The organism is Pseudomonas sp. IT-P171 (assembly GCF_949767765.1).
Classification (GTDB): domain Bacteria; phylum Pseudomonadota; class Gammaproteobacteria; order Pseudomonadales; family Pseudomonadaceae; genus Aquipseudomonas; species Aquipseudomonas fluorescens_B.
The window spans coordinates 1-23,520 of record NZ_CATKQN010000010.1 but is presented as its reverse complement, the minus strand read 5'-3'; the positions used below and the strand labels follow the sequence as shown (position 1 = coordinate 23,520).

Annotated in this window: 27 protein-coding genes; 15 read left to right on the top strand and 12 right to left on the bottom strand. The window is 59.6% G+C overall.

Annotated elements, in window-relative coordinates; translation table 11 throughout:
* Nucleotides 1-179: 179 nt before the first annotated feature.
* The 3 genes from ACM6I5_RS07990 to ACM6I5_RS07980 all read right to left on the bottom strand — a co-directional run bounded on the left by ACM6I5_RS07990 (nt 180) and on the right by ACM6I5_RS07980 (nt 2,749).
* Nucleotides 180-1,079: a hydroxymethylglutaryl-CoA lyase gene (locus ACM6I5_RS07990; RefSeq protein WP_414883512.1), complete on the bottom strand. Its 900-nt coding sequence runs from the start codon at nt 1,077-1,079 to the stop codon at nt 180-182.
* Nucleotides 1,080-1,285: 206 nt separating this feature from the next.
* Nucleotides 1,286-1,687: a MerR family transcriptional regulator gene (locus ACM6I5_RS07985; RefSeq protein WP_017339822.1), complete on the bottom strand. Its 402-nt coding sequence runs from the start codon at nt 1,685-1,687 to the stop codon at nt 1,286-1,288.
* 132 nt (nt 1,688-1,819) lie between these two features.
* Nucleotides 1,820-2,749: a LysR family transcriptional regulator gene (locus ACM6I5_RS07980; RefSeq protein ID WP_008148497.1), complete on the bottom strand. Its 930-nt coding sequence runs from the start codon at nt 2,747-2,749 to the stop codon at nt 1,820-1,822.
* 176 nt (nt 2,750-2,925) lie between these two features.
* On the opposite strand from ACM6I5_RS07980, the gene ACM6I5_RS07975 reads away from it, so the two are divergent.
* On the top strand, nt 2,926-4,155 hold the full coding sequence (locus ACM6I5_RS07975) for an acyl-CoA dehydrogenase (RefSeq protein ID WP_017339821.1): 1,230 nt from the start codon (nt 2,926-2,928) through the stop codon (nt 4,153-4,155).
* Nucleotides 4,156-4,194: 39 nt separating this feature from the next.
* Here ACM6I5_RS07975 and ACM6I5_RS07970 read toward each other — a convergent pair whose 3' ends face one another.
* Entirely contained in the window at nt 4,195-5,004 is an 810-nt protein-coding gene (locus tag ACM6I5_RS07970) for a TatD family hydrolase (protein WP_017339820.1), read from the bottom strand.
* A 235-nt stretch (nt 5,005-5,239) separates the two neighbouring features.
* Between ACM6I5_RS07970 and ACM6I5_RS07965 the strand changes: the two genes are divergently transcribed.
* The 3 genes from ACM6I5_RS07965 (at nt 5,240) to ACM6I5_RS07955 (ending at nt 7,757) form a co-directional block, all read left to right on the top strand.
* Nucleotides 5,240-6,661 carry a transglycosylase SLT domain-containing protein gene (locus ACM6I5_RS07965; RefSeq protein WP_414880099.1) on the top strand — a complete coding sequence of 474 codons (1,422 nt, stop codon included), beginning with the start codon at nt 5,240-5,242 and terminating at the stop codon, nt 6,659-6,661.
* A gap of 105 nt (nt 6,662-6,766) precedes the next feature.
* Nucleotides 6,767-7,201 carry a DoxX family protein gene (locus ACM6I5_RS07960; protein ID WP_017339818.1) on the top strand — a complete coding sequence of 145 codons (435 nt, stop codon included), beginning with the start codon at nt 6,767-6,769 and terminating at the stop codon, nt 7,199-7,201.
* A gap of 247 nt (nt 7,202-7,448) precedes the next feature.
* Entirely contained in the window at nt 7,449-7,757 is a 309-nt protein-coding gene (locus tag ACM6I5_RS07955; protein ID WP_017339817.1) for a hypothetical protein, read from the top strand.
* A 3-nt stretch (nt 7,758-7,760) separates the two neighbouring features.
* Here ACM6I5_RS07955 and greB read toward each other — a convergent pair whose 3' ends face one another.
* The 3 genes from greB to ACM6I5_RS07940 are packed head-to-tail and all read right to left on the bottom strand — an operon-like array spanning nt 7,761 to nt 11,480.
* A complete protein-coding gene (greB, locus tag ACM6I5_RS07950) occupies nt 7,761-8,258 on the bottom strand; it encodes a transcription elongation factor GreB (RefSeq protein WP_017339816.1) in 498 nt (165 codons plus the stop codon).
* Between the two features lie 34 nt (nt 8,259-8,292).
* Nucleotides 8,293-10,797 carry an ABC transporter permease gene (locus ACM6I5_RS07945; protein WP_017339815.1) on the bottom strand — a complete coding sequence of 835 codons (2,505 nt, stop codon included), beginning with the start codon at nt 10,795-10,797 and terminating at the stop codon, nt 8,293-8,295.
* The gene (locus tag ACM6I5_RS07940; protein ID WP_017339814.1) at nt 10,797-11,480 is read right to left on the bottom strand and encodes an ABC transporter ATP-binding protein; all 684 of its coding nucleotides are present in this window, start codon (nt 11,478-11,480) and stop codon (nt 10,797-10,799) included. The genes ACM6I5_RS07945 and ACM6I5_RS07940 overlap by 1 nt, the downstream gene beginning before the upstream one ends.
* A gap of 10 nt (nt 11,481-11,490) precedes the next feature.
* Here ACM6I5_RS07940 and ACM6I5_RS07935 point away from each other — a divergent pair, with 10 nt between their 5' ends.
* From ACM6I5_RS07935 to ACM6I5_RS07925, 3 genes are all read left to right on the top strand, one after another.
* Nucleotides 11,491-12,096 carry an arylesterase gene (locus tag ACM6I5_RS07935; protein WP_017339813.1) on the top strand — a complete coding sequence of 202 codons (606 nt, stop codon included), beginning with the start codon at nt 11,491-11,493 and terminating at the stop codon, nt 12,094-12,096.
* 56 nt (nt 12,097-12,152) lie between these two features.
* Nucleotides 12,153-12,446: a hypothetical protein gene (locus ACM6I5_RS07930; protein ID WP_003226812.1), complete on the top strand. Its 294-nt coding sequence runs from the start codon at nt 12,153-12,155 to the stop codon at nt 12,444-12,446.
* A gap of 98 nt (nt 12,447-12,544) precedes the next feature.
* Nucleotides 12,545-13,516, top strand: coding sequence for a L,D-transpeptidase family protein (locus ACM6I5_RS07925; RefSeq protein WP_017339812.1), 972 nt, complete (start codon nt 12,545-12,547; stop codon nt 13,514-13,516).
* 123 nt (nt 13,517-13,639) lie between these two features.
* Here the strand turns inward: ACM6I5_RS07925 and oprI are convergent, their stop codons facing one another.
* Entirely contained in the window at nt 13,640-13,891 is a 252-nt protein-coding gene (gene oprI / locus ACM6I5_RS07920; protein ID WP_002553018.1) for an outer membrane lipoprotei OprI, read from the bottom strand.
* Nucleotides 13,892-14,535: 644 nt separating this feature from the next.
* Between oprI and ACM6I5_RS07915 the strand changes: the two genes are divergently transcribed.
* Nucleotides 14,536-14,823: a GNAT family N-acetyltransferase gene (locus ACM6I5_RS07915; protein WP_008057026.1), complete on the top strand. Its 288-nt coding sequence runs from the start codon at nt 14,536-14,538 to the stop codon at nt 14,821-14,823.
* Between the two features lie 62 nt (nt 14,824-14,885).
* Here the strand turns inward: ACM6I5_RS07915 and ACM6I5_RS07910 are convergent, their stop codons facing one another.
* Nucleotides 14,886-15,962, bottom strand: a complete 1,077-nt coding sequence (locus ACM6I5_RS07910; protein ID WP_017339811.1) for a 3-deoxy-7-phosphoheptulonate synthase — start codon at nt 15,960-15,962, stop codon at nt 14,886-14,888.
* A 161-nt stretch (nt 15,963-16,123) separates the two neighbouring features.
* The gene (locus ACM6I5_RS07905; protein ID WP_017339810.1) at nt 16,124-16,567 is read right to left on the bottom strand and encodes a PilZ domain-containing protein; all 444 of its coding nucleotides are present in this window, start codon (nt 16,565-16,567) and stop codon (nt 16,124-16,126) included.
* Between ACM6I5_RS07905 and ACM6I5_RS07900 the strand changes: the two genes are divergently transcribed.
* The 5 genes from ACM6I5_RS07900 to cysB all read left to right on the top strand — a co-directional run bounded on the left by ACM6I5_RS07900 (nt 16,566) and on the right by cysB (nt 20,682).
* The gene (locus ACM6I5_RS07900) at nt 16,566-16,952 is read left to right on the top strand and encodes a thioredoxin family protein (RefSeq protein WP_414883511.1); all 387 of its coding nucleotides are present in this window, start codon (nt 16,566-16,568) and stop codon (nt 16,950-16,952) included. The genes ACM6I5_RS07905 and ACM6I5_RS07900 overlap by 2 nt on opposite strands.
* Complete coding sequence (locus tag ACM6I5_RS07895; protein WP_414883509.1) at nt 16,949-17,905, top strand: putative 2-dehydropantoate 2-reductase; 957 nt, start codon at nt 16,949-16,951, stop codon at nt 17,903-17,905. The genes ACM6I5_RS07900 and ACM6I5_RS07895 overlap by 4 nt, the downstream gene beginning before the upstream one ends.
* 25 nt (nt 17,906-17,930) lie before the next feature.
* Nucleotides 17,931-18,836 carry a 5'-nucleotidase gene (locus ACM6I5_RS07890; protein ID WP_017339807.1) on the top strand — a complete coding sequence of 302 codons (906 nt, stop codon included), beginning with the start codon at nt 17,931-17,933 and terminating at the stop codon, nt 18,834-18,836.
* A gap of 94 nt (nt 18,837-18,930) precedes the next feature.
* Nucleotides 18,931-19,434: a universal stress protein gene (locus tag ACM6I5_RS07885; protein WP_017339806.1), complete on the top strand. Its 504-nt coding sequence runs from the start codon at nt 18,931-18,933 to the stop codon at nt 19,432-19,434.
* Between the two features lie 273 nt (nt 19,435-19,707).
* A complete protein-coding gene (cysB, locus tag ACM6I5_RS07880) occupies nt 19,708-20,682 on the top strand; it encodes an HTH-type transcriptional regulator CysB (protein WP_008148549.1) in 975 nt (324 codons plus the stop codon).
* Nucleotides 20,683-20,690: 8 nt separating this feature from the next.
* On the opposite strand, the gene ACM6I5_RS07875 is transcribed toward cysB, so the two are convergent.
* Together ACM6I5_RS07875 and ACM6I5_RS07870 are read right to left on the bottom strand one after the other, a co-directional pair.
* Nucleotides 20,691-21,173, bottom strand: coding sequence for a GreA/GreB family elongation factor (locus tag ACM6I5_RS07875; protein WP_017339805.1), 483 nt, complete (start codon nt 21,171-21,173; stop codon nt 20,691-20,693).
* Between the two features lie 2 nt (nt 21,174-21,175).
* The gene (locus ACM6I5_RS07870) at nt 21,176-21,586 is read right to left on the bottom strand and encodes a hypothetical protein (RefSeq protein ID WP_017339804.1); all 411 of its coding nucleotides are present in this window, start codon (nt 21,584-21,586) and stop codon (nt 21,176-21,178) included.
* Nucleotides 21,587-21,710: 124 nt separating this feature from the next.
* Between ACM6I5_RS07870 and earP the strand changes: the two genes are divergently transcribed.
* Entirely contained in the window at nt 21,711-22,853 is a 1,143-nt protein-coding gene (earP, locus tag ACM6I5_RS07865; RefSeq protein ID WP_414880097.1) for an elongation factor P maturation arginine rhamnosyltransferase EarP, read from the top strand.
* A 48-nt stretch (nt 22,854-22,901) separates the two neighbouring features.
* Nucleotides 22,902-23,471, top strand: a complete 570-nt coding sequence (locus tag ACM6I5_RS07860) for an elongation factor P (RefSeq protein ID WP_007943632.1) — start codon at nt 22,902-22,904, stop codon at nt 23,469-23,471.
* The last annotated feature ends 49 nt before the right edge of the window (nt 23,472-23,520 follow it).

Here is a 23,520-nt window from a genome sequence, read left to right as displayed (position 1 = left end):
TTCTTGTTATGCCATAGAGATAGCAGAAGCCGTGCCAACTTTTAAAAATCCTTTAAAATCAACGGTTTAAGTTTTTGTCGGATTTTTCACTCAGTCAGAACCCGACAATTTGTTTCCGTGTTACTCGGTTGAGCCCCCACATTTCGACATGGCGGTAACACCAGGACACATCCGCGCACTTATTGCGCGCTACGAGCCTTGGCCACGCGCGAACCGGTCGGACGGCCCAGTACTGTACAAATCTGCTGGCCAGCCAGAATCAAGGCGTCCAGATCAATACCGGTGTCGATGCCCAAGCCATTCAACAGATAAACCACGTCTTCGGTGGCAACGTTACCGCTGGCGCCCTTGGCGTATGGGCAGCCGCCGAGACCGGCGATCGAGCTGTCGAACACCGCGATACCTTCGAGCAGGCTGGCGTAGATATTGGCCATGGCCTGGCCGTAGGTGTCGTGGAAGTGCCCGGCGAGTTTTTCCCGCGGCACGTCGGCGGACACCACGTCGAACATCTTGCGCGTCGCACCTGCCGTTCCGGTGCCGATGGTGTCGCCCAGGGAGATTTCGTAGCAGCCCATGGCGTAGAGCTCGCGGGCGACCCGGGCAACCTGCTCCGGTGCGACGTGACCTTCATACGGGCAACCCAGCACACACGACACGTAGCCGCGCACGCTGACGCCGTGTTGTTTGGCAGCCTCCATGATCGGCGCAAAGCGCTCCAGGCTTTCATTGATCGAGCAGTTGATGTTGCGCTGGGAGAAGGCTTCGGAGGCCGCGGCGAACACCGCGACTTCCTTGACCCCGGCGGCGACCGCATCCTCGAACCCGCGCAGGTTGGGGGCGAGGGCGCCGTAGGTCACGCCCGGTTTGCGCTGGATCTGCGCGAAGACGTCGGCGGAGCCGGCCATCTGCGGCACCCATTTGGGCGAGACGAAACTGCCGACTTCTATATAGCTGAGGCCGGCAGCGGTCAGCGCGTCGACCAGTTGCACCTTGTCGGCAACGCTGATCGGTTGGGCTTCGTTTTGCAGACCGTCGCGGGGGCCGACTTCGACCAGGCGTACGTGGGTTGGAAGAGACATGGGAATCGACCTGTGCTGATTGTCTGAATGTTGGCACTTACCCTGTGGGAGCGGGTTTGTGGCGAGGGGATTTATCCCCGTTGGGTCGCGAAGCGGCCCCGCCCTTTAAAGTCCAACTGCATGAATAAGTTGACGCCTGCTTCGCAGTCGAACGGGGATAAATCCCCTCGCCACAAAGGCTAGCTCCCACAGAGGAATGTGTTGACCTACTGAACCACCGACTGGCTTTTCATCGTTTCTTCCAGAGCCTGGGTGCAGCGCTCCTGCGCCGTGTCCAGTTCCAGCTTCATCTGCTCGATGTCGAGCATCTGCTGTTCCAATTGTTCGCGGCGTTCGGCGATTTTGTTGAGCATGGTTTGCAGCTGCTTCTGGTTGCCGCCGGTGGGGTCGTAAAGTTCGATCAGCTCACGGCATTCGGCCAGGGAGAAGCCTATGCGCTTGCCCCTCAGAATCAGCTTCAGGCTGACCTTGTCCCGGGGCGAATAGATGCGTTCCTGGCCACGGCGCTCGGGGCTGAGCAGGCCTTGCTCTTCATAAAATCGAATGGCCCGCGTGGTGATGTCGAGTTCGCGGGCGAGGTCGGAGATGCTGTAGGTCTGGCTGCTCATGGAAGCGCTCGAAAAAGGTCATGGCGCTAAGCTAAAGGCAGGTTGACGTATACGTCAAGGGGCGGGGTTCTGTAGTGTTACCCCTGGCCTCTTCGAATTGCCTGCGATTTAGCGATAACTCGGTGCATTGCCTTACACCTTATCGAGCTTCTTCTCATGCGCCGTCACCTGCTGGCACAGCTCGATCATCTGCTCGCGCATCCAGCGGTTGGCCGGGTCCTGGTCGGTGCTTTCGTGCCAGTAAAGGTGGGTTTCCACTGGTGGTACATCGTTGACCGGCAGGTTCACCGAATACAAATCATGACGACGGGCGAAGCGTTCCGGAACGGTCATGACCATGTCGGTCTGCTGCAACACCTGCGACGCCATCAGGTAGTGCTGGGAACGCAAGGCGATCTTGCGCTGAATGCCCATTTTACCGAGCGCGAGGTCTACATGGCCGAGACCGCTGCGGCGGCTGGAAATATGGATGTGGGTCAGCGACAGGTAATCATCGAGGGTGAATTTCTCCTTGCCCGCCAGCGGGTGGCCCTTGCGCATGGCACACACGTAGCGGTCTTCCATCAGCTTGACGTGACGCACCTGCGGGTCGGTGTTGAGCGGCGCGTCCACCGCAAAGTCGAGACGCCCGGCCGCCAGTTCCTTGGTGGTCTCACGGCGCTTGGACAGAAAGCTTTCGATGATGACCGTTGGCGCCAGGCGACGAAGGCGCTGGAACAGCGGCGGCAGGATCACCGCTTCGGTGAGGTCGGTCATGCTGATGCGGTACGTCTTGACTGCCTGCAACGGATTGAAGATGCGGCTTTCCTGCACCGACACCCGCAGCAGCGAGAGGGCGTTGCGCACCGGACCAATGATGTTTTGCGCCATCGGCGTCGGCACCATGCCTTGGGCCGTACGCACGAACAACGGATCGTTGAACGTCTCGCGCAAGCGGGCCAGAGCGTTCGAGACCGCAGGCTGAGTAATGCCGACAATCTGCCCGGCGCGGGTCAGGTTGGCTTCGGTGTAGATCGCGTCGAAGACGATGAAAAGGTTGAGGTCGACCTTGCTCAGATTCATTGCGCTGCACTCTTATTGTTGGGGCGTTTTGATGAGGCCGTGGGCCTCGGCAATCACCCGATCATATATCGGTGATGAATGTTAATACACGCCGAGAATAGGCTAGGTAAATTTTCGTAGCTGTTCTAGCATCGATTGCATGACCTAAACAACCTCCCTCAAGAAGGTAGCTGCTCATGGATTTCGCTTATTCGCCCAAGGTGCAAGAACTGCGTGAGCGCGTGACCGCGTTCATGGACACCTACGTTTATCCCGCCGAAGCCGTGTTCGAACGCCAGGTTGCCGAGGGCGACCGTTGGCAGCCGACTGCGATCATGGAAGAACTCAAACTCAAGGCCAAGGCCGAAGGCCTGTGGAATTTGTTTCTGCCTGAGTCCGAACTCGGCGCCGGCCTGACCAACCTCGAATACGCGCCATTGGCAGAAATCATGGGCCGCTCGCTGCTGGGCCCCGAGCCGTTCAACTGCTCGGCACCCGACACCGGCAACATGGAAGTGCTGGTGCGTTACGCCAACGAAGAACAGAAGCAACGCTGGCTCGAACCGTTGCTGCGCGGTGAGATCCGCTCGGCGTTCGCCATGACCGAGCCGGACGTGGCTTCCTCCGACGCCACCAACATGGCCGCCCGCGCCGTGCGTGACGGTGACGAGTGGGTGATCAACGGCAAGAAATGGTGGACCTCGGGTGCCTGCGATCCACGCTGCAAGATTCTTATTTTCATGGGCCTGAGCAATCCCGACGCGCCGCGCCACGCCCAGCATTCGATGATTCTGGTGCCGGTGGATGCCCCTGGCGTGAAGATCGTCCGTCCGCTGCCGGTGTTCGGTTACGACGATGCACCACACGGCCACGCCGAGGTGCTGTTCGAAAACGTGCGGGTGCCGTACGAAAACGTTCTGTTGGGTGAAGGACGCGGCTTTGAAATCGCACAGGGTCGCCTTGGCCCTGGCCGGATCCACCACTGCATGCGTTCGATCGGCATGGCCGAGCGTGCACTGGAACTGATGTGCAAACGCGCGGTGAACCGCACCGCGTTCGGCAAACCGTTGGCGCGTCTGGGCGGTAACATCGACAAGATCGCCGACTCGCGGATGGAAATCGACATGGCTCGCCTGCTGACCCTGAAAGCGGCGTACATGATGGACACCGTCGGCAACAAAGTGGCGAAGAGCGAAATCGCGCAGATCAAGGTGGTCGCACCGAATGTGGCTTTGCGCGTTATCGACCGGGCGATCCAGATCCATGGCGGGGCAGGGGTTTCCAACGATTTCCCGCTGGCCTACATGTACGCGATGCAGCGCACCCTTCGCCTGGCCGACGGCCCGGACGAAGTGCACCGCGCGGCGATCGGCAAGTTCGAGATCGGCAAGTACGTGCCAAAGGAAATGATGCGCAGCAGTCACTAAGACCGCTGTATCGCGGGCCTGCTTCAGGCCCGCGATACGTCATCCTGCTATTAAAGGCAGCCCGAAAAAGGCTCGCGCACACGCGGTGCTGTGAGCCGCCAGTTCTTCCTCGCTTTCCCCGCGATGCAATGCCACTTCCCGCAACACTTCAGTCAGATACGCCGGTTCGTTACGGCCATTCTTCGGCTTGGGCCGCAAGCTGCGCGGCAACAGATACGGCGCATCACTCTCCAGCATCAACCGCCCGCGCTTGATTTCTTTCACCAGCGGATGCAGATGCGTGCCGCGACGCTCGTCGCAGATCCAGCCGGTGATGCCGATGTGCAAGTCCAGGTCGAGGTAGCTGAACAGCGCTTTCTTCTCGCCGGTGAAGCAATGCACCACGGCGGCCGGCAACTGATCTCGATAATCCCGAAGAATTTCCAGAAGACGCTGACTGGCGTCGCGCTCGTGGAGGAATACTGGCAGTTGAAGCTCGATCGCCATTTCCAGGTGTTGTTCCAGGACTTTTTCCTGTTGCGGGCGCGGGGAGAAATCGCGATTGAAATCCAGGCCGCATTCACCTACGGCCACCACGTTTGGCTCTTTGAGCAAACTGCGCAGACGCTGGGCGCTGTCGGCGTTCCAGTCGCTGGCCGAGTGCGGATGAATGCCGGCGGTGGCGAACAGCCGTTGCGCCGTGTCATCCAGTTGCTGGCACAGCTCCAGCGCCTGTTCACTGCCCTCGACACTGGTGCCGGTGAGCACCAATTGGCAGACCCCGGCGGCATACGCGCGGTCGAGTACAGCCTGGTGCTTGCCGGCAAAACTGGGGTTGGTCAGGTTGACGCCGATATCGATGAGTTGCATGGTGCTACCTCGGACCAAAGGCTGGAAAGCATATCAGAGCTGTAGATTTATAAGAAAAGCCAAGAGCTACAACGAGTTAAAGCTGTCTTTTGATGCCGCGAGGCAAGCCGGGGTGGTCAGCGTGCCATCACTGTGCCAGTCTTTCGCACTTTGCCAGCGCTCAAGGCGCTCTGTTTCTGTCGTTCGGTTTCATGGAGATTTTTGAAATCGGCCCAGTATTCTTTCCGGAGAGTGGATGACACGTCCCTCGATTTTGATACTGCTGTGTGGTTCTCTGCTGTTGCCGATGCCCGCGGTTGCGCGTCTGGCCGGCCCACTGCAAGCCGTGCCGGCGGTCAAGGTGCGCGATCTGCAGGAAATCCGCAGCAGTCGGGTGCTGAAGGTGCTCGTCAACCAGAGCCGCAACAGCTCCGGCGAAGTCCAGGGCCAGGCCATCGGCGTCGAATACCATCGGTTGCGTGCTTTCGAGCAATACCTCAATGGCCACGCCCGCGACGGTCAGGAAGTCACCCTCAAGATTATCCCCAAAGCCAAGGATCAACTGCTTGGCGCATTACAGCGCGGGGAGGGCGATCTGGTTGCGCCGGGGGAATTGCTCGATCTGCAACCGGGTTACGCCGTCAGCGCCAGTGAGCCTATTGCCAGCAACATCCCGCTGGTGCTGGTCGGCATCAAAGGCGAGAAGCGCTACACCCACCTTGAGCAACTTTCCGGTAAAACCCTGGCATTGCCCACCGGCAGTGCCGCCGGGGAAGCGATCAGTCAGATCAATCAAAAACTCGCCCTGCACAAGCTGGCGCCAGTGAAAATCGAGTGGGTCGATCCGAGCCTGGCGGTTGAAGACGTGCTTGAAATGGTTCAGGGCGGCATCTTTCACCTGACCATTGTCGAGCAACCGATTGCCGAGCGCTGGGGCAAGATCCTGCCCAAGCTGCGCTTTGATCGGCAGGTGCTGATCAGCGAGCCAGGGGAAGAGTTCTGGTTTGTGCGCCGCGATGCGTCGATGCTGCGGGCAAGCATCGACCGCTTCCTCATCGGGTACAAAAAGCCATCGGACCAGGATGTGGCTTTCCTGAGGATCTATCGTCGCTTGTATCAAGTGCACTATCCATTGGCCAAGGCTGATCGCCAGCGCCTGGAAAAACTCCGGCCGGTACTGCAGAAGCACGCCGATGCTCAAGGCATGGACTGGCTGAACCTGGCGGCACTGGCATTCAAGGAATCCGCGCTGCAGCCCAATGCCCGCAGCGGTAGCGGCCCCACCGGCCTGATGCAGATCACCCCGTCGGCGGCCCAGCGGGTGGGGGTCGGCAACATTCAGAATCTCGATGCCAATGTGCAGGCCGGTGCCAAGTACCTGGCGATGATCCGCCGCAAGTTTTTTGCCAGCCCCAAACTCAACGAGCGTGAGCGCATGGCGTTTGTGCTGGCGGCCTACAACATCGGGCCGGAGCGGGTTCAGGGCATGCGCGCCGAGGCGCGGCGGCGTGGTTTGAATCCCAATCAGTGGTTCTTCCAGGTCGAGCGGATCGCCATGGAGCAGGTGGGAATGGGTCCCGTCAGCTATGTTAATAGCGTGAACAAGTATTACCTGGCGTTCGATCGGGAACGGGAGTCGTTGGAGCCCCAGGGGCAGAAAGTGGCCTCACGGAAATAATCGACTAAACTGATTGTTATGACGAAAAAATTGCGCTTTTAACATTCGATTTATTGATTAATATGGCGGCCAACCAACACACAAACTCACAATGGATGACACAGCATGAGCTCACTGATCAACAAGGTACTGTTTACCCGCGCTGGCTACGGCCTGACTGTTTTGCGGATCTTCGTCGGCATCATCTTCGCAGCCCACGGCGCGCAGAAGCTTTTTGGGGCGTTCGGTGGTTACGGTCTGGCCGGCACCGCGCAGTACATGGAGAGTATCGGCCTGACACCGGGCTACCTGATGGCGACGCTGGCGGGTGGTACTGAGTTCTTCGGCGGTCTTGCCTTGATCATCGGCTTGCTGGTCCGTCCAGCAGCCCTCGGCCTGGCTTTCCTCTCGCTGGTGGCGATCTTCTCGGTGCACCTTCCTAACGGTTTGTTCATGGCCAACAACGGTTATGAATTCGCCCTGGCCCTGCTCGGTGGCAGCATCGCCGTGCTGATCGAAGGCGCCGGCAAACTGTCGGCCGACCGCGCCATCGCTGGCTGACCGCTCTGGCTCAACGAAAAGGCCCGCATTGCGCGGGCCTTTTTGTTGTGCGTCATTCTTGACACTGTCCAGTCAGCTTCTCTAGGATGCTGCTCATGCGCCGATTTAAACAGCTACTTGCGGGGCGCCAGGTGACTCATTCAGTTGCCGATAGAAGCCTGAAACAGGCTTCGAAATACCGCTAAAGCGCTGGTTCGGTGTTGCCTCTCACCTGCCATGCAGACTTTTGAGGCAGAGACACGACACGATGAATGCACTAAACCCCGTTGTACGCCCCGCGCCGATCACGGCACACCTTACCCAGCGCAATCCAAAAATCCTGCTTGGCGGCAAACATCAGCCGACGCTCTTGCGTTATCTGGATGGCTGGCCGCGTCGCACCGGCGGGCCTGCAGCGTTCCTGATCCAGTTTGTCGAAGACAGTGAGTCACTGGCCCGATTTGCCAGCGACAGCTTCGACCTGGCGGTGATTCAGTCACCCAGTCTCGAAGACGCGCCTGAAATGATCAAGCAACTGACCCGCGTGGCCCGACAAGGGTTGATCACCCGCCGCTGAGGCCTAGGGGTATTCAATCGCCACGATGTACACGCATTGCTCACCGGTCGGCGTCTGGACTCGAACTTCGGCGTCCAGTGCCTTGCCGATCAGGGCGCGTGCCAACGGCGAGTCGATACTGATCAGGCCCAGTTTCAAGTCCAGCTCATCCGGGCCGACGATGCGATAACGCGACTCCTTGCCGTCCTCGTCCTCGATCGTGACCCAGGCGCCGAAGTAAACCTTGTTCGGATCGCTGGGCTTTTCGCTGACCACCTTGAGTGCTTCCAGGCGTTTGGTCAGAAAACGCACGCGGCTGTCGATCTCGCGCAGCATCTTTTTGCCGTAGGTGTATTCGGCATTTTCGGAGCGATCGCCCTGCGCTGCGGCCTCGCTGACCGATTGCGTGACCTGCGGTCGGCGCACATGCCAGAGCTCATGGAACTCGGCCCGCATCCGCGCTTCACCTTCCGGGGTGATCAGCGCGGTGCCAGCTGTGCGAGGAGGGCGATAACGGCTCATGGCAACTTCTTGTGATTGAGGAGGCTTGAGTCTATCAACCCTCGCGCAACACTGTCAGGGGGCTGGCGTTCAAGGCTCGACGGGTACCGAACACGCCGGCACCGCCGATCAGCGCAGCACCGATCAATGGCAGTACCAACAGCCATGGATGCGGATGCCAGGGCAGGTCGAACGCGTAACGGTACAGCACCAGGCTCACCAGTTCCGAACCCAGCGCTGCCAGCAATCCGCTGACCGCGCCGAGCAGGCCGAACTCGATTCGCCGGGCCTTGACCAGCAACTGTCGCTCAGCCCCCAGCGCGCGCAACAAGGCGCCTTGACGGATGCGTTCATCCAGCGTCGCTTGCAGGCCCGAGAACAACACCGCCATCCCCGCCGCCAACACGAACAACAGCACGTATTCCACCGCCAGAGTGACCTGGGCGAGGATGCTGCGCAGTTGCGCAAGCAACGCTTCGACTTGCAGGATGGTCACCGCCGGAAAGGCGCGGGACAGGTCGACAATCTGCTGGTCATGACCGGCTGCCAGATAGAAGCTGGTCAAGTAAGTCGCTGGTAAATCCTTCAATGTCCCTGGTTGGAAGATCATGAAGAAGTTCGGCTGGAAGTTGTCCCAGTTGATCTCCCGCAGGCTGGTGACTTTCGCTTCGCGATTGACCCCTCCGACGGTGAACACCATGTGATCGCCCAGCTTGAGTTTCAGGCTTTCGGCCACTTTGCCTTCTACCGACACGCCGGGAATGTCATCCGCAGGCTGTTCGCTCCACCAGTTTCCCGCGGTGAGCTTGTTGCCCGTCGGCAGGTCCGCCGCCCAGGTCAGGCTCAGGTCGCGCTGGATTGCCCGATCTCCGGCCGAGTCCTTGCTGACGATCTCCTGCACCGGCTCGCCGTTGATGCTGATCAACCGTCCCGGCACCACCGGGTACAGCGGCGCCGATTGCGCTGACAGTTCGATCAGGCGATCGGTGAAGGCCTGTTTGTCTGCCGGCAGGATGTTCAGCGCGAAATAGTTCGGCGCATTTTTCGGCAACTGATTTTGCCAGGTGTCGAGTAACTCACCGCGCAGCAAGGCGATCAACGCCATGGACAGCAGAATCAAACCGAAGGCCAGGGATTGTCCGGCGGCAGCCAGTGGATGACGCAGCAATTGGCCCAGCCCGAGACGCCACGGCAACGAAGCACGCGCGAGCATCCGGCGCAGGCTTTTCAGCAGCAGCAACAGCAAGCCGCCCAATACCAGCGCCGCAATCACGCCACCGCCGAGCAGGGCGAAGGTTAGCAGCAGGTCGAGGCTCAGGCGCCACATGATCAGCCCGAGAGCGCCCAAGGCCACGCCGTAGACCATCCAGGTGCTGGAAGGAATCGGTAGCATGTCGCGGCGCAATACCCGCAATGGCGGAACCCGGCCCAGCGCCGCGAGGGGCGGCAAGGCAAAACCGGCCAGCGCCACCAGCCCGGTGCCGATCCCGGCGATGGCCGGAAACAGGCCGCCCGGTGGAACGTCGGTGGGCAACAAATCATGCAACAGCGCGAACAGGCCAAGCTGCGCCAGCCAGCCGATCAACGCGCCGCTGATGCTGGCCAACAGTCCGAGCACCGTCAGCTGCAAACTGAACAGGACCATGGTTTCCCGGCGGGACAGCCCCAGGCAGCGCAATAGCGCGCTGGCATCGAAGCGGCGGGTGGCGAAACGCGTTGCCGACAGCGCCACCGCCACCCCGGACAGCAGGACCGCCACCAGGCTCGCCATGTTCAAGTAACGTTCGGCTTTACCCAGCGCGCCGCCAATCTGCCGGTTGCCATCGCGGGCATCCTGGATGCGCTGGTTGGCGGCGAGGCCGGGTTTGATCAGTTGGCGATAGGTTTCCAGCGCTTCGGCTTTGCCGCGCCAGAGTTCGCGGTAACTGACACGGCTGCCGGGTTGCACCACGCCAGTGGCGGCGAGGTCGCTGAGGTTGATCAGCACGCGCGGCGTCAGGCTGTAGAAATTGCCGGCGCGATCCGGTTCGTAAGTCAGCACTCGCGCGAGTTTGAGAGTGCGCATGCCGACGTCGATGCTGTCGCCGATCTTCAGATCCAGGGCGGTCAGCAATCGTGCCTCGACCCAGGCCTCGCCGGGTTTCGGTCCGCCCCCGGTCTCTTCCGGAGCAAAGGGGGCGGGGGCGCTTTTCAGTTCGCCGCGCAGGGGATAGACCTCGTCTGCGGCTTTGATGCTGGACAGCTGAATGCCGTTGTCGGTGGCGATGACGCTGGAGAACTCCACCACTTGCGCATGTTCAAGGCCCAGCTCAGTCCCGCTTCTGATCTGTTCGGGCCGCGCCGGTGAACTGCCCTCAAGCAGCAGATCGGCGCCAAGGAATTCGGTGGCACGCAGCATCATGGCGCCATTCAGGCGAGCGCCGAAGTAACCGATGGCGGTACTCGCCGCCACCGCCACCAGCAAGGCGAAGAACAACACCCGCAATTCGCCGGCGCGAGCGTCGCGCAGCAATTGGCGAATGGCGAGACTGAACAGGCGCAACAGCGGCAAGCGTGCCATCAAGGCTCCAGAGGGGCGACCAGCAGGCCGGCTTCAAGTCGGATCAGGCGCCGGCAGCGATGTGCCAGGCGTTCATCGTGAGTCACCAGCACCAGGGTCGTGCCGCGCTCCTTGTTCAATTCAAACAGCAAGTCGCTGATGCGCTCGCCGGTATGGCTGTCGAGGTTGCCGGTGGGTTCGTCGGCGAACAACACATCGGGCTCGGCGGCAAACGCACGGGCAATCGCCACGCGCTGCTGTTCCCCACCGGAGAGCTGGCGTGGCGAGTGGGTCAGGCGCTGGCCGAGACCAACCCTTCGCAGCAATTCGGTGGCGCGCTCGCGCGCGTCTTTGCGGCCATCGAGTTCCAGTGGCAGCATGACGTTTTCCAGGGCGTTGAGACTGTCGAGCAGCTGGAATGATTGAAAGACAAAGCCCACGTGTTCGGCGCGAATTCGCGCCCGCTGGTCTTCATCGAGATTGCTCAGGCTTTGGCCGGCGAGGGTGACTTCGCCGCTGCTCGGCAGGTCGAGGCCGGCGAGCAGGCCGAGGAGGGTGGATTTGCCTGAACCGGACGCGCCGACGATGGCCAGGCTGTCGCCCTTGTTCAGTTCCAGGCTGAGTTCGTGCAGGATAGTCAGTTCACCTTCCGCGCTGGGAACCACTTTGCTGAGGTTCTTCGCGGTGAGAATGCTTGCGCCCATGGAGAATCCGATGCGTGTGTGGTTTTTGAGTGCTGGCCTGGCCCTGATGTGCATGGCCCAGAACGCAGCGGCGGGTACAGTCCTGATCGTTGGCGATAGTATCAGCGCCGGTTTCGGACTGGATACCCGCGTTGGGTGGGTGTCGTTGCTTGAGCAACGGCTCAAGCGCGAAGGTTTCGACGATAAGGTGGTCAACGCATCCATCAGCGGCGACACCAGTGCCGGAGGCCAGGCGCGCCTGCCTGCGCTGCTTGCAGAGCATAAACCGGAGCTGGTAATCCTCGAGTTGGGCGGCAACGACGGCCTGCGCGGAATGCTGCCAACGCAATTGCAACAAAACCTTGCAGCGATGATCGACAGCTCCCGCGCCAGTGGGGCGAAGGTGCTGCTGCTCGGCATGCAACTGCCACCCAACTACGGCGCGCGCTACACCAAGGCCTTCGCCGAGGTATACAGCAACGTCGCCACCGAGAAAAAAATCCCGCTGGTGCCATTTTTTCTCGACGGCGTGGGCGGTCATCCAGACCTGATGCAGGCCGACGGCCTGCACCCCGCTGCGGGGGCTCAGGACAAGTTGCTGGAAAATGTCTGGCCGACACTGAAACCGCTGCTTTGACGCTTTTCTAGCGGCGGCGTTTCGGCTAAGGTGGCGCCCCCGATTTGGAGCCCCCGATGCCGCGTCCCGCCTGGTCACTTTTTGCCTACCAACTGATCGAGCCTGACGAACAGCTGGATCTGTTCGCCTGCCAGGAAGTGCGGGTACATCTGGTGACCCGTCAACTGGAGCTGGGTGGCTCGGCCGATCGAACCCTGTGTGGCAGTCTGCTTCCGGCGCAACCGCGCTGGTCGAGCGTCGACCGCCGCGTTTTCCAGGACCAGCGCCTGTGCTCGCTGTGCCGGGCGATTCTGGAATCGCAGAAACGCGGCACTTCGCCGATCTGGCCAGAGCTGCGCTTCGAGCTTTGAGGCAATAAAGATAGCGTGCTATCGGCCGACTCCCCGAATTTACGGGCGCCGGTGTACAATCCCGTTTTTATCCCCTGACCCTGCGAAGGATTTACCGGATGTTGCCGCGCTTTCCTGCCGTCACCCGCTGCCTGTCTCTTGCCGCCCTTTGTGTGGCAGGTCCCGTAGCCGCATTGGAGTTGCCCCTGCCACCGCCCGGTGAAGACATCGTCGGCCAGGTTCAGGTCATCAAGGCCAAATACGAAGACACCTTCGCCGACCTTGGCACCACTTACGATCTGGGTTATTCGGAAATGGTCGCGGCCAACCCTGGCGTCGATGCATGGCTGCCGGGCGCCGGTACCGAAATCGTGTTGCCGACGCGTTTCATCCTGCCGCCAGGACCGCGTGAAGGTATCGTCATCAACCTGGCTGAATATCGCCTCTACTACTATCCGAAAGGCCGGAATGTGGTCTACACCTTCCCGCTGGGTATCGGTCGCGAGGGTTGGGGTTCACCGATCGCTCACACCACCATCACGGCCAAGACGCCGAACCCGACCTGGACGCCTCCAGCCTCGATCAAGGCCGAGCACCTTGCAGACGGTGATCCGTTGCCAAACGTCGTGCCGGCCGGCCCGGACAACCCGCTGGGGCCGTTCAAGTTCAACCTGGGTACGCCGGGTTACCTGATCCACGGCTCGAACAAGAAGTTCGGGATTGGCATGCGCACCAGCCACGGTTGCTTCCGCATGTTCAACAACAACGTGCTGGAAATGGCGAGCATGGTGCCGGTCGGTACGTCGGTGCGCATTATCAGCGACCCGTACAAGTTCGGTGTCAGTGGCGGCAAGGTCTATCTGGAAGCGCACACGCCGCTGGACGACAAGGGCAACCCTTCTGTGGTCGACAAACACACTGCGGTGATCAACGCGATGCTCAAGCGTGAGGACATCACCAACAACCTGCGCATGAACTGGGATGTGGTCCGCGACGTGGTTGCTGCCGAAGATGGTCTGCCGGTGGAAATCGGAGTTCCGAATACCTCGGCGCCGATGGTGACGAGTGCACCGCTCGACCCGCTGCAGTAAGGCTTGAACAGAACCCGCCGATGCAGGCTGCGTCGGCGGGTTTTTTATGACGGGTACAAAACGACCGGCCATAAAAAAGCCGACCCAAAAATGGGTCGGCTTGATAACAATCCCGAAGGATTATTACTTGCGGCTAGCTTTGTCCAGCATGCGCAGAGCACGCTCGTTAGCTTCGTCAGCAGTCTGTTGTGCTTTTTGAGCAGCAGCCAGAGCTTCATCAGCTTTACGGTAAGCTTCGTCTGCACGAGCCTGGGAGCGAGCAGCTGCGTCTTCAGTAGCGGTCAGACGTGCTTCGGTTTCTTTCGATACGCTGCTGCAACCGGTAGCCAGAACTGCGGCCAGAGCCAGAGCAGAGAATTTCAGAACGTTGTTCATCGTGTTCCCCTTCAAGGACTTTCTATTAAGTAGCTGTCTCCTCAGAGTGAGGAAATAGCCGGCGTACATACTACCCATTACTTGTCGTAAGTAAACTGACGTAAAGCAAGAAGCCAAAAAAATTGTAGGCGTTGATTCTTTTTCGAGCAACTTTTACTTGCATTTGATTAAAAAATATCCAGCTGCAAAGCCCGCGCTGAGCGAGTTGGCACAAAAAAGTTCCCAGCAGCCGCGAGTGTTTTCACGGTCTTGGCTAAAGTCTGTCTACATGGATTCGTCTACACTTTTGTTCGGGATTTGCGGTGCACCTCTCATATCTTTCTCCTAGTTGAGGTGACTTAAAAGAAGGGCGCTCGTCTTAAGTCTCAACATCCGGCAATGTTCAGGCGATCGACCACCCGGGATCTTCGGTCGAGCACGCCCCTGCGTAACCCCGGAGCAGCACCGACCCAACCTTGCATGATGACGAGCGTACCTTGAGCATTTTCTGCCAATGGTGCCTACTATTTGATACGTGCTCGGTTGCGCGAGATCGGTGCTGTTCTTCTCGGTGTCCATTCAGGCACGGGGTGGCGTAGATGTTCCTTCGCCGGAAAAACATCGGTAAGGTAGGGGTCGGAATCAAAGACCCGCGAGGAGTAGTGATGAGTGAGGCGTTGTCCATCCACCATGACCAGGCTGGTCATCAGTTCGAGACCAATGTGGACGGTCATCGTGCCTACCTGACCTATATGGATCTCGGGAAACAGACCCTGGATATCTATCGCACGTTCGTGCCCAATGCCTTGCGTGGTCGCGGTATCGCGGCAGCCTTGACCGAGAAGGCGCTGGAATACGCCGAGGAAATGGGCTACACCGTCATTCCTTCGTGTTCCTACGTGGAGCGCTACATGGAGCGTCACCAGCGGCATGCGGCCAAGCTGAGCCAGTAAAACGAACGCATAAAAAAACGCCGGGTTTATAGCCCGGCGTTTTTTTTTGCGCTGAAAAGTGATCAGGTGCGGGCGCGTTTCGGCAGCACGTCCTTGAGCTTGGCATGCATGCTGCGCAAGGTGTTTTCAGTAGCGGACCAGTCGATGCAGGCATCGGTGATCGACACGCCATATTGCAGGTCGGCGAGGTCTTTCGGGATGGCCTGGCAGCCCCAGTTCAGGTGACTTTCGACCATCAGCCCGATGATCGACTGGTTGCCTTCGAGGATCTGGTTGGCGACGTTTTCCATCACCAGTGGTTGCAGTGCCGGGTCCTTGTTGGAGTTGGCGTGGCTGCAGTCGACCATGATGTTCGGTTTGATCTTCGCTTTGTTCAGCGCTTGCTCGCACAGTGCGACGCTGACCGAATCGTAGTTCGGTTTGCCGTTGCCGCCGCGCAGCACCACGTGGCCATAGGCATTGCCCTTGGTGGTGACGATCGACACGCCACCTTCCTGGTTGATGCCCAGGAAACGGTGCGGGCTGGAAACCGATTGCAGGGCGTTGATCGCCACCGTCAGGCCGCCGTCGGTGCCGTTCTTGAAGCCGACGGCCGAAGACAGGCCAGAGGCCATTTCACGGTGAGTCTGGGATTCGGTGGTGCGCGCGCCGATGGCCGACCAGCTGATCAGGTCCTGCAGGTACTGCGGGGAGATCGGGTCGAGGGCTTCGGTAGCGGTCGGCAGGCCCATCTCGGCCAGGTCCAGCAGCAGTTGACGACCAATGTGCAAACCGTCCTGAATCTTGAAGGAGTCGTCCAGGTACGGGTCGTTGATCAAGCCTTTCCAGCCGACGGTGGTGCGTGGCTTCTCGAAATACACGCGCATGACCAGATACAAGGTATCGGACACTTCCGCAGCCAATACCTTCAGGCGCTCGGCGTATTCGTGGGCAGCCTTGATGTCGTGGATCGAGCACGGCCCGATGACGACGAACAGGCGGTGGTCGGTGCCATCCAGGATGTTGCGAATGACTTCGCGACCCTTGGTGACGGTGCGCAGGGCAGCGTCGCTCAGAGGGATATCACGCTTGAGCTGATCGGGAGTGATCAGCGTCTCGTTGGAGGCGACGTTTAGGTCGTTGATCGGTAAATCAGCCATCGTTTACTCGTCAGGTCACGGGTGCCGGCCGCCAGCGAACCCGCGCGGCGGAGCACAGCAAATTAAGCGCGTCGGGAGCGGAACCTTAGCGCGTTACACCGTGGCTCGACAATGGGCAGACAGCGGTTTTAGGGGCATTCGCAACGAATTGATAACGTCCCTTAATCCATCACCGCCTGTGCAAATGCCTTGCGAACCGTATCGTGGGAGAACTCGTCGGCGTGCTGCTGGACCCATTCGAGGGCCAGCGCCTGGGTTTCCTGCAGGTCGTCATGGGCGTCATGCAGGCGACAGTAACGTTCGATCTGGCACACCTGTTCGCCCATTCGGGCACTGAACATCATCTGCTCGTCAACAAAGGCAATGCCCACCAGATAACCGTGTTTGCGTCGCAGGCACCAGGCGACGTAGCCCAGAAAACGCAAATCGGGGTTCAAGGTCGGGATGCGAACTTCCAGCGCCGTGCCGTGACGCCAGGCGCGGTGATAATTGCAAGCCATGCCCCCGAGGCTGATAGTGTGCAGCTGTTGCCGTGAAATACACTCAGGTTTGAGCAACGTTAATTCGACGGGCACATCGTCAGGATGAGGAATAAAACGTCCCATGAGCACGGACTCCATGTGTCGGCCATCTGACATTGTTTCCCCCAGTATAGTGGCCGAATCGGAACTGACCGATTTCGACGCCGACCAACGGTTGCTGGCGATGAGCGGGGTGTCGCTGGTTATATTCACCAGCGTCGGCTGTGCCAGCTGCCGTTTTGCCCGTGAGCAATTGCCAAGGCTCGATCTGCAGGTCGATCGTTTGTGCTGGATCGATGCCGGGGACAATGGCGGGGTGGTCGAGCGTTATCAGGTCTTTCATTTGCCGGCGCTGTTTGTGGTGCGCGACGGTGAGTTTTTCGGAGCATTAAAATCGCGCCTGACCAGCACCGAGCTCAATGCGGCCGTGGGTCAGGCGCTGACCAGAACAGCAGAGGAGTTGCCATGACGGGTGCAGTTGCCAGGCCGACCATCGGTATTATCGGAACCGGTGCAATCGGTGGTTTCTACGGGTTGATGCTCGCGCGTGCCGGTTTCGACGTGCATTTTCTGTTGCGCAGCGAATTCTCGGCGGTGGCCGAGCGCGGGTTGCAACTCGACAGCGCGGTGCACGGTGCGCTGACGTTGAATCCGGTTCAGGCCTATTCGTCGGCCGAAGACATGCCGCCCTGCGACTGGCTGCTGGTGGGCGCGAAGACCACCAGCAATGCCGGTCTGGCGCCGGCGATCATTCAAGCGGCGGCACCGAACGCCAAGGTGCTGTTGCTGCAAAACGGCCTGGATGTCGAAGACAGTCTGCGAGCCTTGCTCCCGGATTCCCTGCACCTGCTCGGCGGACTCTGCCTGATCTGCGTCCATCGCACCGGCCCGGGTGCGATCACTCATCAGGCCCTCGGCGCGGTGAACGTCGGCTACCACAGTGGCCCCGCCACCGATGAACAGGCGCGAATGGCAATTGTCGAGGAAGGCGCCGGGTTGTTCCGCAGCGCCGGCATCGACTCCCAGGCCATGCCGAACCTGCATCAGGCGCGCTGGCAGAAACTGGTCTGGAATATCCCTTACAACGGCCTGTCGGTGCTGCTTGGCGCGGGCACCACACCGTTGATGACCGATGCCGACAGCCGGGAACTGATCAAGGCCTTGATGGCCGAAGTGGTTCAGGGCGCCAAGGCCTGTGGTCACGACATGCCGGCGGGTTACGCGGACTATCTGTTCATGATGACCGAAAAAATGCCGGACTACTGGCCGAGCATGTACCACGATTTTCTGCACAAGCGACCGTTGGAGCTGGCGGCCATTTACGCCCGGCCACTGGCGGCAGCCAAGGCCGCCGGTTGCGACCTGCCGCGAATAGAAGCGTTGTATCGCAGTTTGAGTTTTATCGATCGACGGAACACCTGAGTCGATCAACCCGAGGGGGAAGGGCATGGCAAAGACGATTGACGACAAACTGGTGCTGGCGATTTCTTCGCGCGCGTTGTTCGACCTGAGCGAAAGCCACAAGGTTTACCTGTCGAGCGGTGTCGAGGCCTATCGGCAATATCAGATCGAACACGAAGACGAAATCCTCGAGCCCGGTGATGCCTTCCCGTTGGTGGAAAAACTCCTCAGCCTCAATACCCGCCTCGGCCGCGCCAGGGTCGAAGTGATCCTGGTGTCGCGCAACAGCGCCGACACCGGGCTGCGGGTGTTCAATTCTATTCACCATTACGGACTGGCGATCTCCCGTGCGGCATTTGTCGGTGGGCGCAGCCCGTACCCGTATCTCAAAGCGTTTGGTTGCGACCTGTTTCTGTCGACCCACGCCGAAGACGTGCGCAGTGCGCTGGATGCCGGCTTCGCTGCGGCGACCATTCTGTCGGGCGGTGCCAGCCGTGCCGCGAGCGATGAATTGCGCATTGCCTTCGACGGTGACGCGGTGCTGTTTTCCGACGAGTCGGAGCGTGTTTATCAGGCGGGCGGCCTGGAGGCGTTTCAGGCCAGCGAGCGCGAAAGTGCCCGCGAGCCACTGCGCGGTGGGCCGTTCAAAGGCTTTCTCGCGGCGCTCAATCTGTTGCAGCGCGAGTTCCCGGAGGACGCCTGTCCGATCCGCACCGCGCTGGTCACCGCCCGTTCGGCGCCGGCCCATGAGCGGGTGATCCGCACGTTGCGCGAGTGGGACATTCGCCTGGATGAGTCGTTGTTCCTCGGCGGCCTGACCAAGTCCGCTTTCCTCGAAGCCTTTGCCGCCGACGTGTTTTTCGACGATCAGGCCGGCCATTGCGAGTTGGCTCGTGAGGTGGTCGCTACCGGCCATGTGCCCCATGGCATAAGCAACGAGCAAAAGGTTTAACCCCGCCGTTCAACGCGTTACGCGAGACGTCGTACTCGCCAAGGCACTGCTAAGCTGAATCAATCTCCGCCATGTTGGCACTCGAGGAGGTCATATGATTCGTTCGATGCTGTATGCCACTGACCTCGGCCTGTACGCGCCCTTAGTGATGCAGCATGCCCTGGAGCTGGCTCGAACATTCGATGCTGACTTGTATGTGGTGCACGCGGTTGAGCCGATGGGTTTGTTTGCCGAATCGGTGCTTCAGAGTTACCTCGATGAACAGGCGTTGAACGAGTTTCACAGTCAGGGCCTGAACACCGTCATTGCCAATATCGAGCAACGGGTGCTCGACAGTTTTCGTGAGGAGTTGGGGGACGAGGGGGCGCACGATCTGGACCGGATTCAGGCGGTGCGGGTGCTTCAGGGCGATCCGTCGCAGGTGATTCTCGACCAGGCGCAGAAACTCTCCGTGGATTTGTTGATCGTAGGTAGTCATAGCCATGGTGCTGGCGCGGAAACGCCTTTGGGCAGGACCGCAGCGCGGGTGTTGCAGTTGGCTCGGGTCCCGGTCTATCTGGTGCCGCTGGTGGAACGCCGTCGCCAAGGGGATCGTTAGTGTCCTGCCTCGCAAAGACTGTTTCTTTTTTGACGGCGTCTGTTTCTGCCATGCTGCGTTGCCGCTCCTCGCCATAGCGGGCTATGAGTCATCGCGGCGCCTTGCCTGGCAGCAACAGCCACTCGTCAAAAGAGAAACGTATTTACGAGACAGGACACAGAACACGAATAGTGGCGTTCTGATAAAAAAGTTCTAGATTTATTCTTCAAGCCATTAATATAGTTATATACCGTCGCTGATGCCCGTGGCGTCTACCTGCTTTGAGGGATTCATATGAAGCTTCAACAACTGCGCTACATCTGGGAAGTGGCGCACCACGACCTCAACGTTTCCGCTACAGCCCAAAGCCTTTACACCTCGCAACCGGGTATCAGCAAGCAGATCCGTCTGCTGGAAGACGAATTGGGCGTCGAGGTCTTTGCTCGCAGCGGCAAGCACCTGACCCGCGTCACCCCAGCCGGCGAGCGCATCATCACCACCGCCGGCGAGATCCTGCGCAAGGTTGAAAGCATCAAGCAGATCGCCCAGGAGTTCTCCAACGAGAAGAAAGGCACCCTGTCGATCGCCACCACGCACACCCAGGCGCGTTACGCGTTGCCGCCGGTGATCAGCAATTTCATCAAGCAATACCCGGACGTTGCGCTGCACATGCACCAGGGTTCGCCGATGCAGATCGCCGAAATGGCCGCTGACGGCACCGTCGATTTCGCCATCGCCACCGAAGCCCTCGAGCTGTTCGGTGACCTGGTAATGATGCCGTGCTACCGCTGGAACCGTTGCGTGGTCGTGCCTCAGGGCCACCCGCTGACCAAGCTGTCGAAGCTGACCCTTGAAGCACTGGCCGAATACCCGATCGTGACGTACGTGTTCGGTTTCACCGGTCGTTCGAAACTCGACGAAGCCTTCAGCCATCGCGGCCTGACGCCGAAAGTGGTGTTCACCGCCGCCGACGCCGACGTGATCAAGACCTACGTTCGCCTGGGGCTGGGTGTGGGCATCGTGGCGAAAATGGCGGTTGATGCAAAGCTCGACAGCGATCTGGTGATGCTCGATGCCAGCGACCTGTTCGAGTCCAGCATCACCAAAATCGGTTTCCGTCGCGGTACCTTCCTGCGTGGCTTCATGTGCGACTTCATCGAGAAATTCGCCCCGCACCTGACCCGCGAAGTCATGGCCAAAGCCATTCAGTGCCACAACAAGCAGGAACTGGAAGAGCTGTTCGACGGCGTCGAACTGCCCGTTCATTAATCTACGGTTTACACCACCTCGGTGACAGAAAACTGTTGCCGAGCGCCCGCCACCAGAATCTCCACCTCGTCCCCTTCGAACTTGCCCAGCAGGCTTTTGCCCAGCGGTGAGCGAGGGGTGATGACGGTAATCCATTGCCCGACAAGATCGACCTTCAAGCCTGCCGCGTCGGGGGCCAGAAACAGCCATTGTTCACGACCCTTTTCGTCTTCCAGACCCAGCAGGGCGCCGACTTCGATACCGCGTTGATCGTCGTAAGGCCGTAGCGTCAGGCTCTGGCACAGCGCCAGCGATTGCCTGATTTCCTCGACCCGTTTCGCCTGCCCGGCCGCCAGGTATGACGCCTCCAGTCCCAAGGTGTCGTACTTGTTTTCGGCGATGTTTTCTTCGTGGGTCGCCGTTTCGTACGCGGTTTGCGCGGCACGTTCGGCGATGTCGAGATCGACTCGCAGCTTGTCGAGAATCAATTGGTGGACGGCTTGTTTATTCATGGTCAATCGCAGAATTGCAGAACGTTGGCGCGGCTTTTTTCGCTTGGCGCGGTCTGGTCCTGCTGCAGCCAGAACTGGCATTTCGGATTGGCCAGATTGCGGCGGGTGCTGCGGGCCTGATCCAGTCGTTGCTGCTGTTCGTTCTTGCGCAGGTTCTCTTCGTATTGGTCGAACAGCGGGCTCTGCGGTGGAATGTCCGGAACCGGTTGCGCGACCACAGGTGGTTTCGCCAGTTGCTCTATCGCTTGCGCGACCGGCGCCAATTGCTCGTTGAACAACAGTCGGGAAGCGAGCCAGCAGGTCAGCGCAATAGCCAGGAATCCCAGCCACAATCCGAGGGCAATGCTGCCGGTCAGTTGCAGGGCATTGAGCTGAATCGGCAAGCGGCGGCGCGGGTTGGGGCGGTAGGGCATGACTGCCTCCTGGCGGGTGGTCGCGGGCGAGTGGCGATTGTCGCATGAAGATTAATCGCCGTCGGCTCTTCTGCACGGAGTAATTTATGCGGACAATCGGCGCCTTTGCCAACGGGAGCCTGGAATGCCTCAATTGAAAACCCGCTGGGATATTTTTTGCGCCGTGGTCGACAACTTTGGCGACATCGGCGTGACCTGGCGCCTGGCCCGACAACTGGTCACCGAGCATTCGCTGGCGGTGCGTTTGTGGGTGGACGACTTGCGGGCCTTCGAGCGACTCTGTCCGCAGATCGACATCCATGTCGCGCAGCAATGGCAGGACGGTGTCGAAGTCCGGCAATGGCCAGCCGACTGGTTACCCACCGACGCCGCCGATGTGGTGATCGCCGCATTCGCCTGCCAGCTGCCTAGCGGCTACATGGACGCCATGGCCGCGCGGGAAAAGCCGCCGTTGTGGATGAACCTTGATTACCTGAGTGCTGAAGACTGGGTTATCGGCTGCCACGGTTTGCCGTCGGTAAAATACAAAAGTGTGCAGAAGTACTTTTTCTTTCCGGGTTTCCAGAAGGGCACCGGTGGCTTGCTGCGTGAAAGCGGATTGCTCGAGCGACGCCGGCAATTTCAGCAAAGCCCCGAGGCTCAGCGAAAATTCCTGCAAGGGTTAGGGATTGATCGCGCGCCAGGTGCACAGCTGATCTCGCTGTTCGCCTATGAGAATAGCGGCCTGGCGAGCTGGCTGGATGTGATGGCTGCCGATTCGACACCGACGCATCTGTTGGTGCCCGAAGGGCGGATTCTGGGTGATGTCGAGCGTTGGCTCGGTGTCGAGGGATTGGCGGCGGGCGCCGTGCATGTGCGCGAGGCCTTGACCGTGCAAGTGCTGCCGTTCGTCCGACAGGAGCAATACGATCACCTGCTCTGGTGCTGCGATTTCAATGCTGTGCGCGGCGAAGATTCGTTTGTCCGCGCTCAGTGGGCGGGCCGGCCACTGCTCTGGCACATCTATCGGCAGGACGAAGACATTCACCTGGACAAGCTCGAAGCGTTCCTCACGCTGTACACAAAAGGCCTGTCTGCGCCCGCCCGCGAGGCGATCAGCGGTCTTTGGCGTGCGTGGAATGCCGGGCATGATATGTCGGGTCACTGGCTGACAACCCGTGAACACTGGCCGGAACTGCAAAAACATGCCGAAGCGTGGTGTCTGGAACAAGCCTTGCAGGCAGATCTTGCCGCGGCGCTGGTACAGTTTTACCTAAATTGGATATGATACGCGGCCTAGATTTTTGTAAATCCCATCCAAATTCGGATATTCGCAATGAAAACTGGTAAAGAACTGAAACCCGGTACCGTGATCCGTCTCGAAAACGATCCTTGGCTGGTTCAGAAAGCTGAATTCACCAAGTCTGGTCGTAACAGCGCGATCATGAAGACCAAGCTGAAAAACCTGCTGACCGGTTACAAGACCGAGATCGTTTACAGCGCCGACGACAAACTGGACGACGTAATCCTCGACCGCAAAGAAGCGACCCTGTCCTTCATCAGCGGCGACACCTACACGTTCATGGACACCACCGACTACACCATGTACGAGCTGAACGCTGAAGACATCGAAGCCGTTCTGCCTTTCGTTGAAGAAGGCATGACCGATGTTTGCGAAGCGATCTTCTTCGAAGAGCGTCTGGTTTCCGTAGAACTGCCGACCACTATCGTGCGTCAGGTTGACTACACCGAAGGTTCCGCTCGCGGCGACACTTCCGGCAAGGTGATGAAGCCTGCCAAACTGAAGAACGGTACCGAGTTGTCGGTTGCTGACTTCATCGAAATCGGCGACATGATCGAGATCGATACCCGCGAAGGCGGTTCCTACAAAGGCCGTGCTAAATAAGCACCGCTTCAGGAATGAAAAAGCCCGACCATTGAGTCGGGCTTTTTTG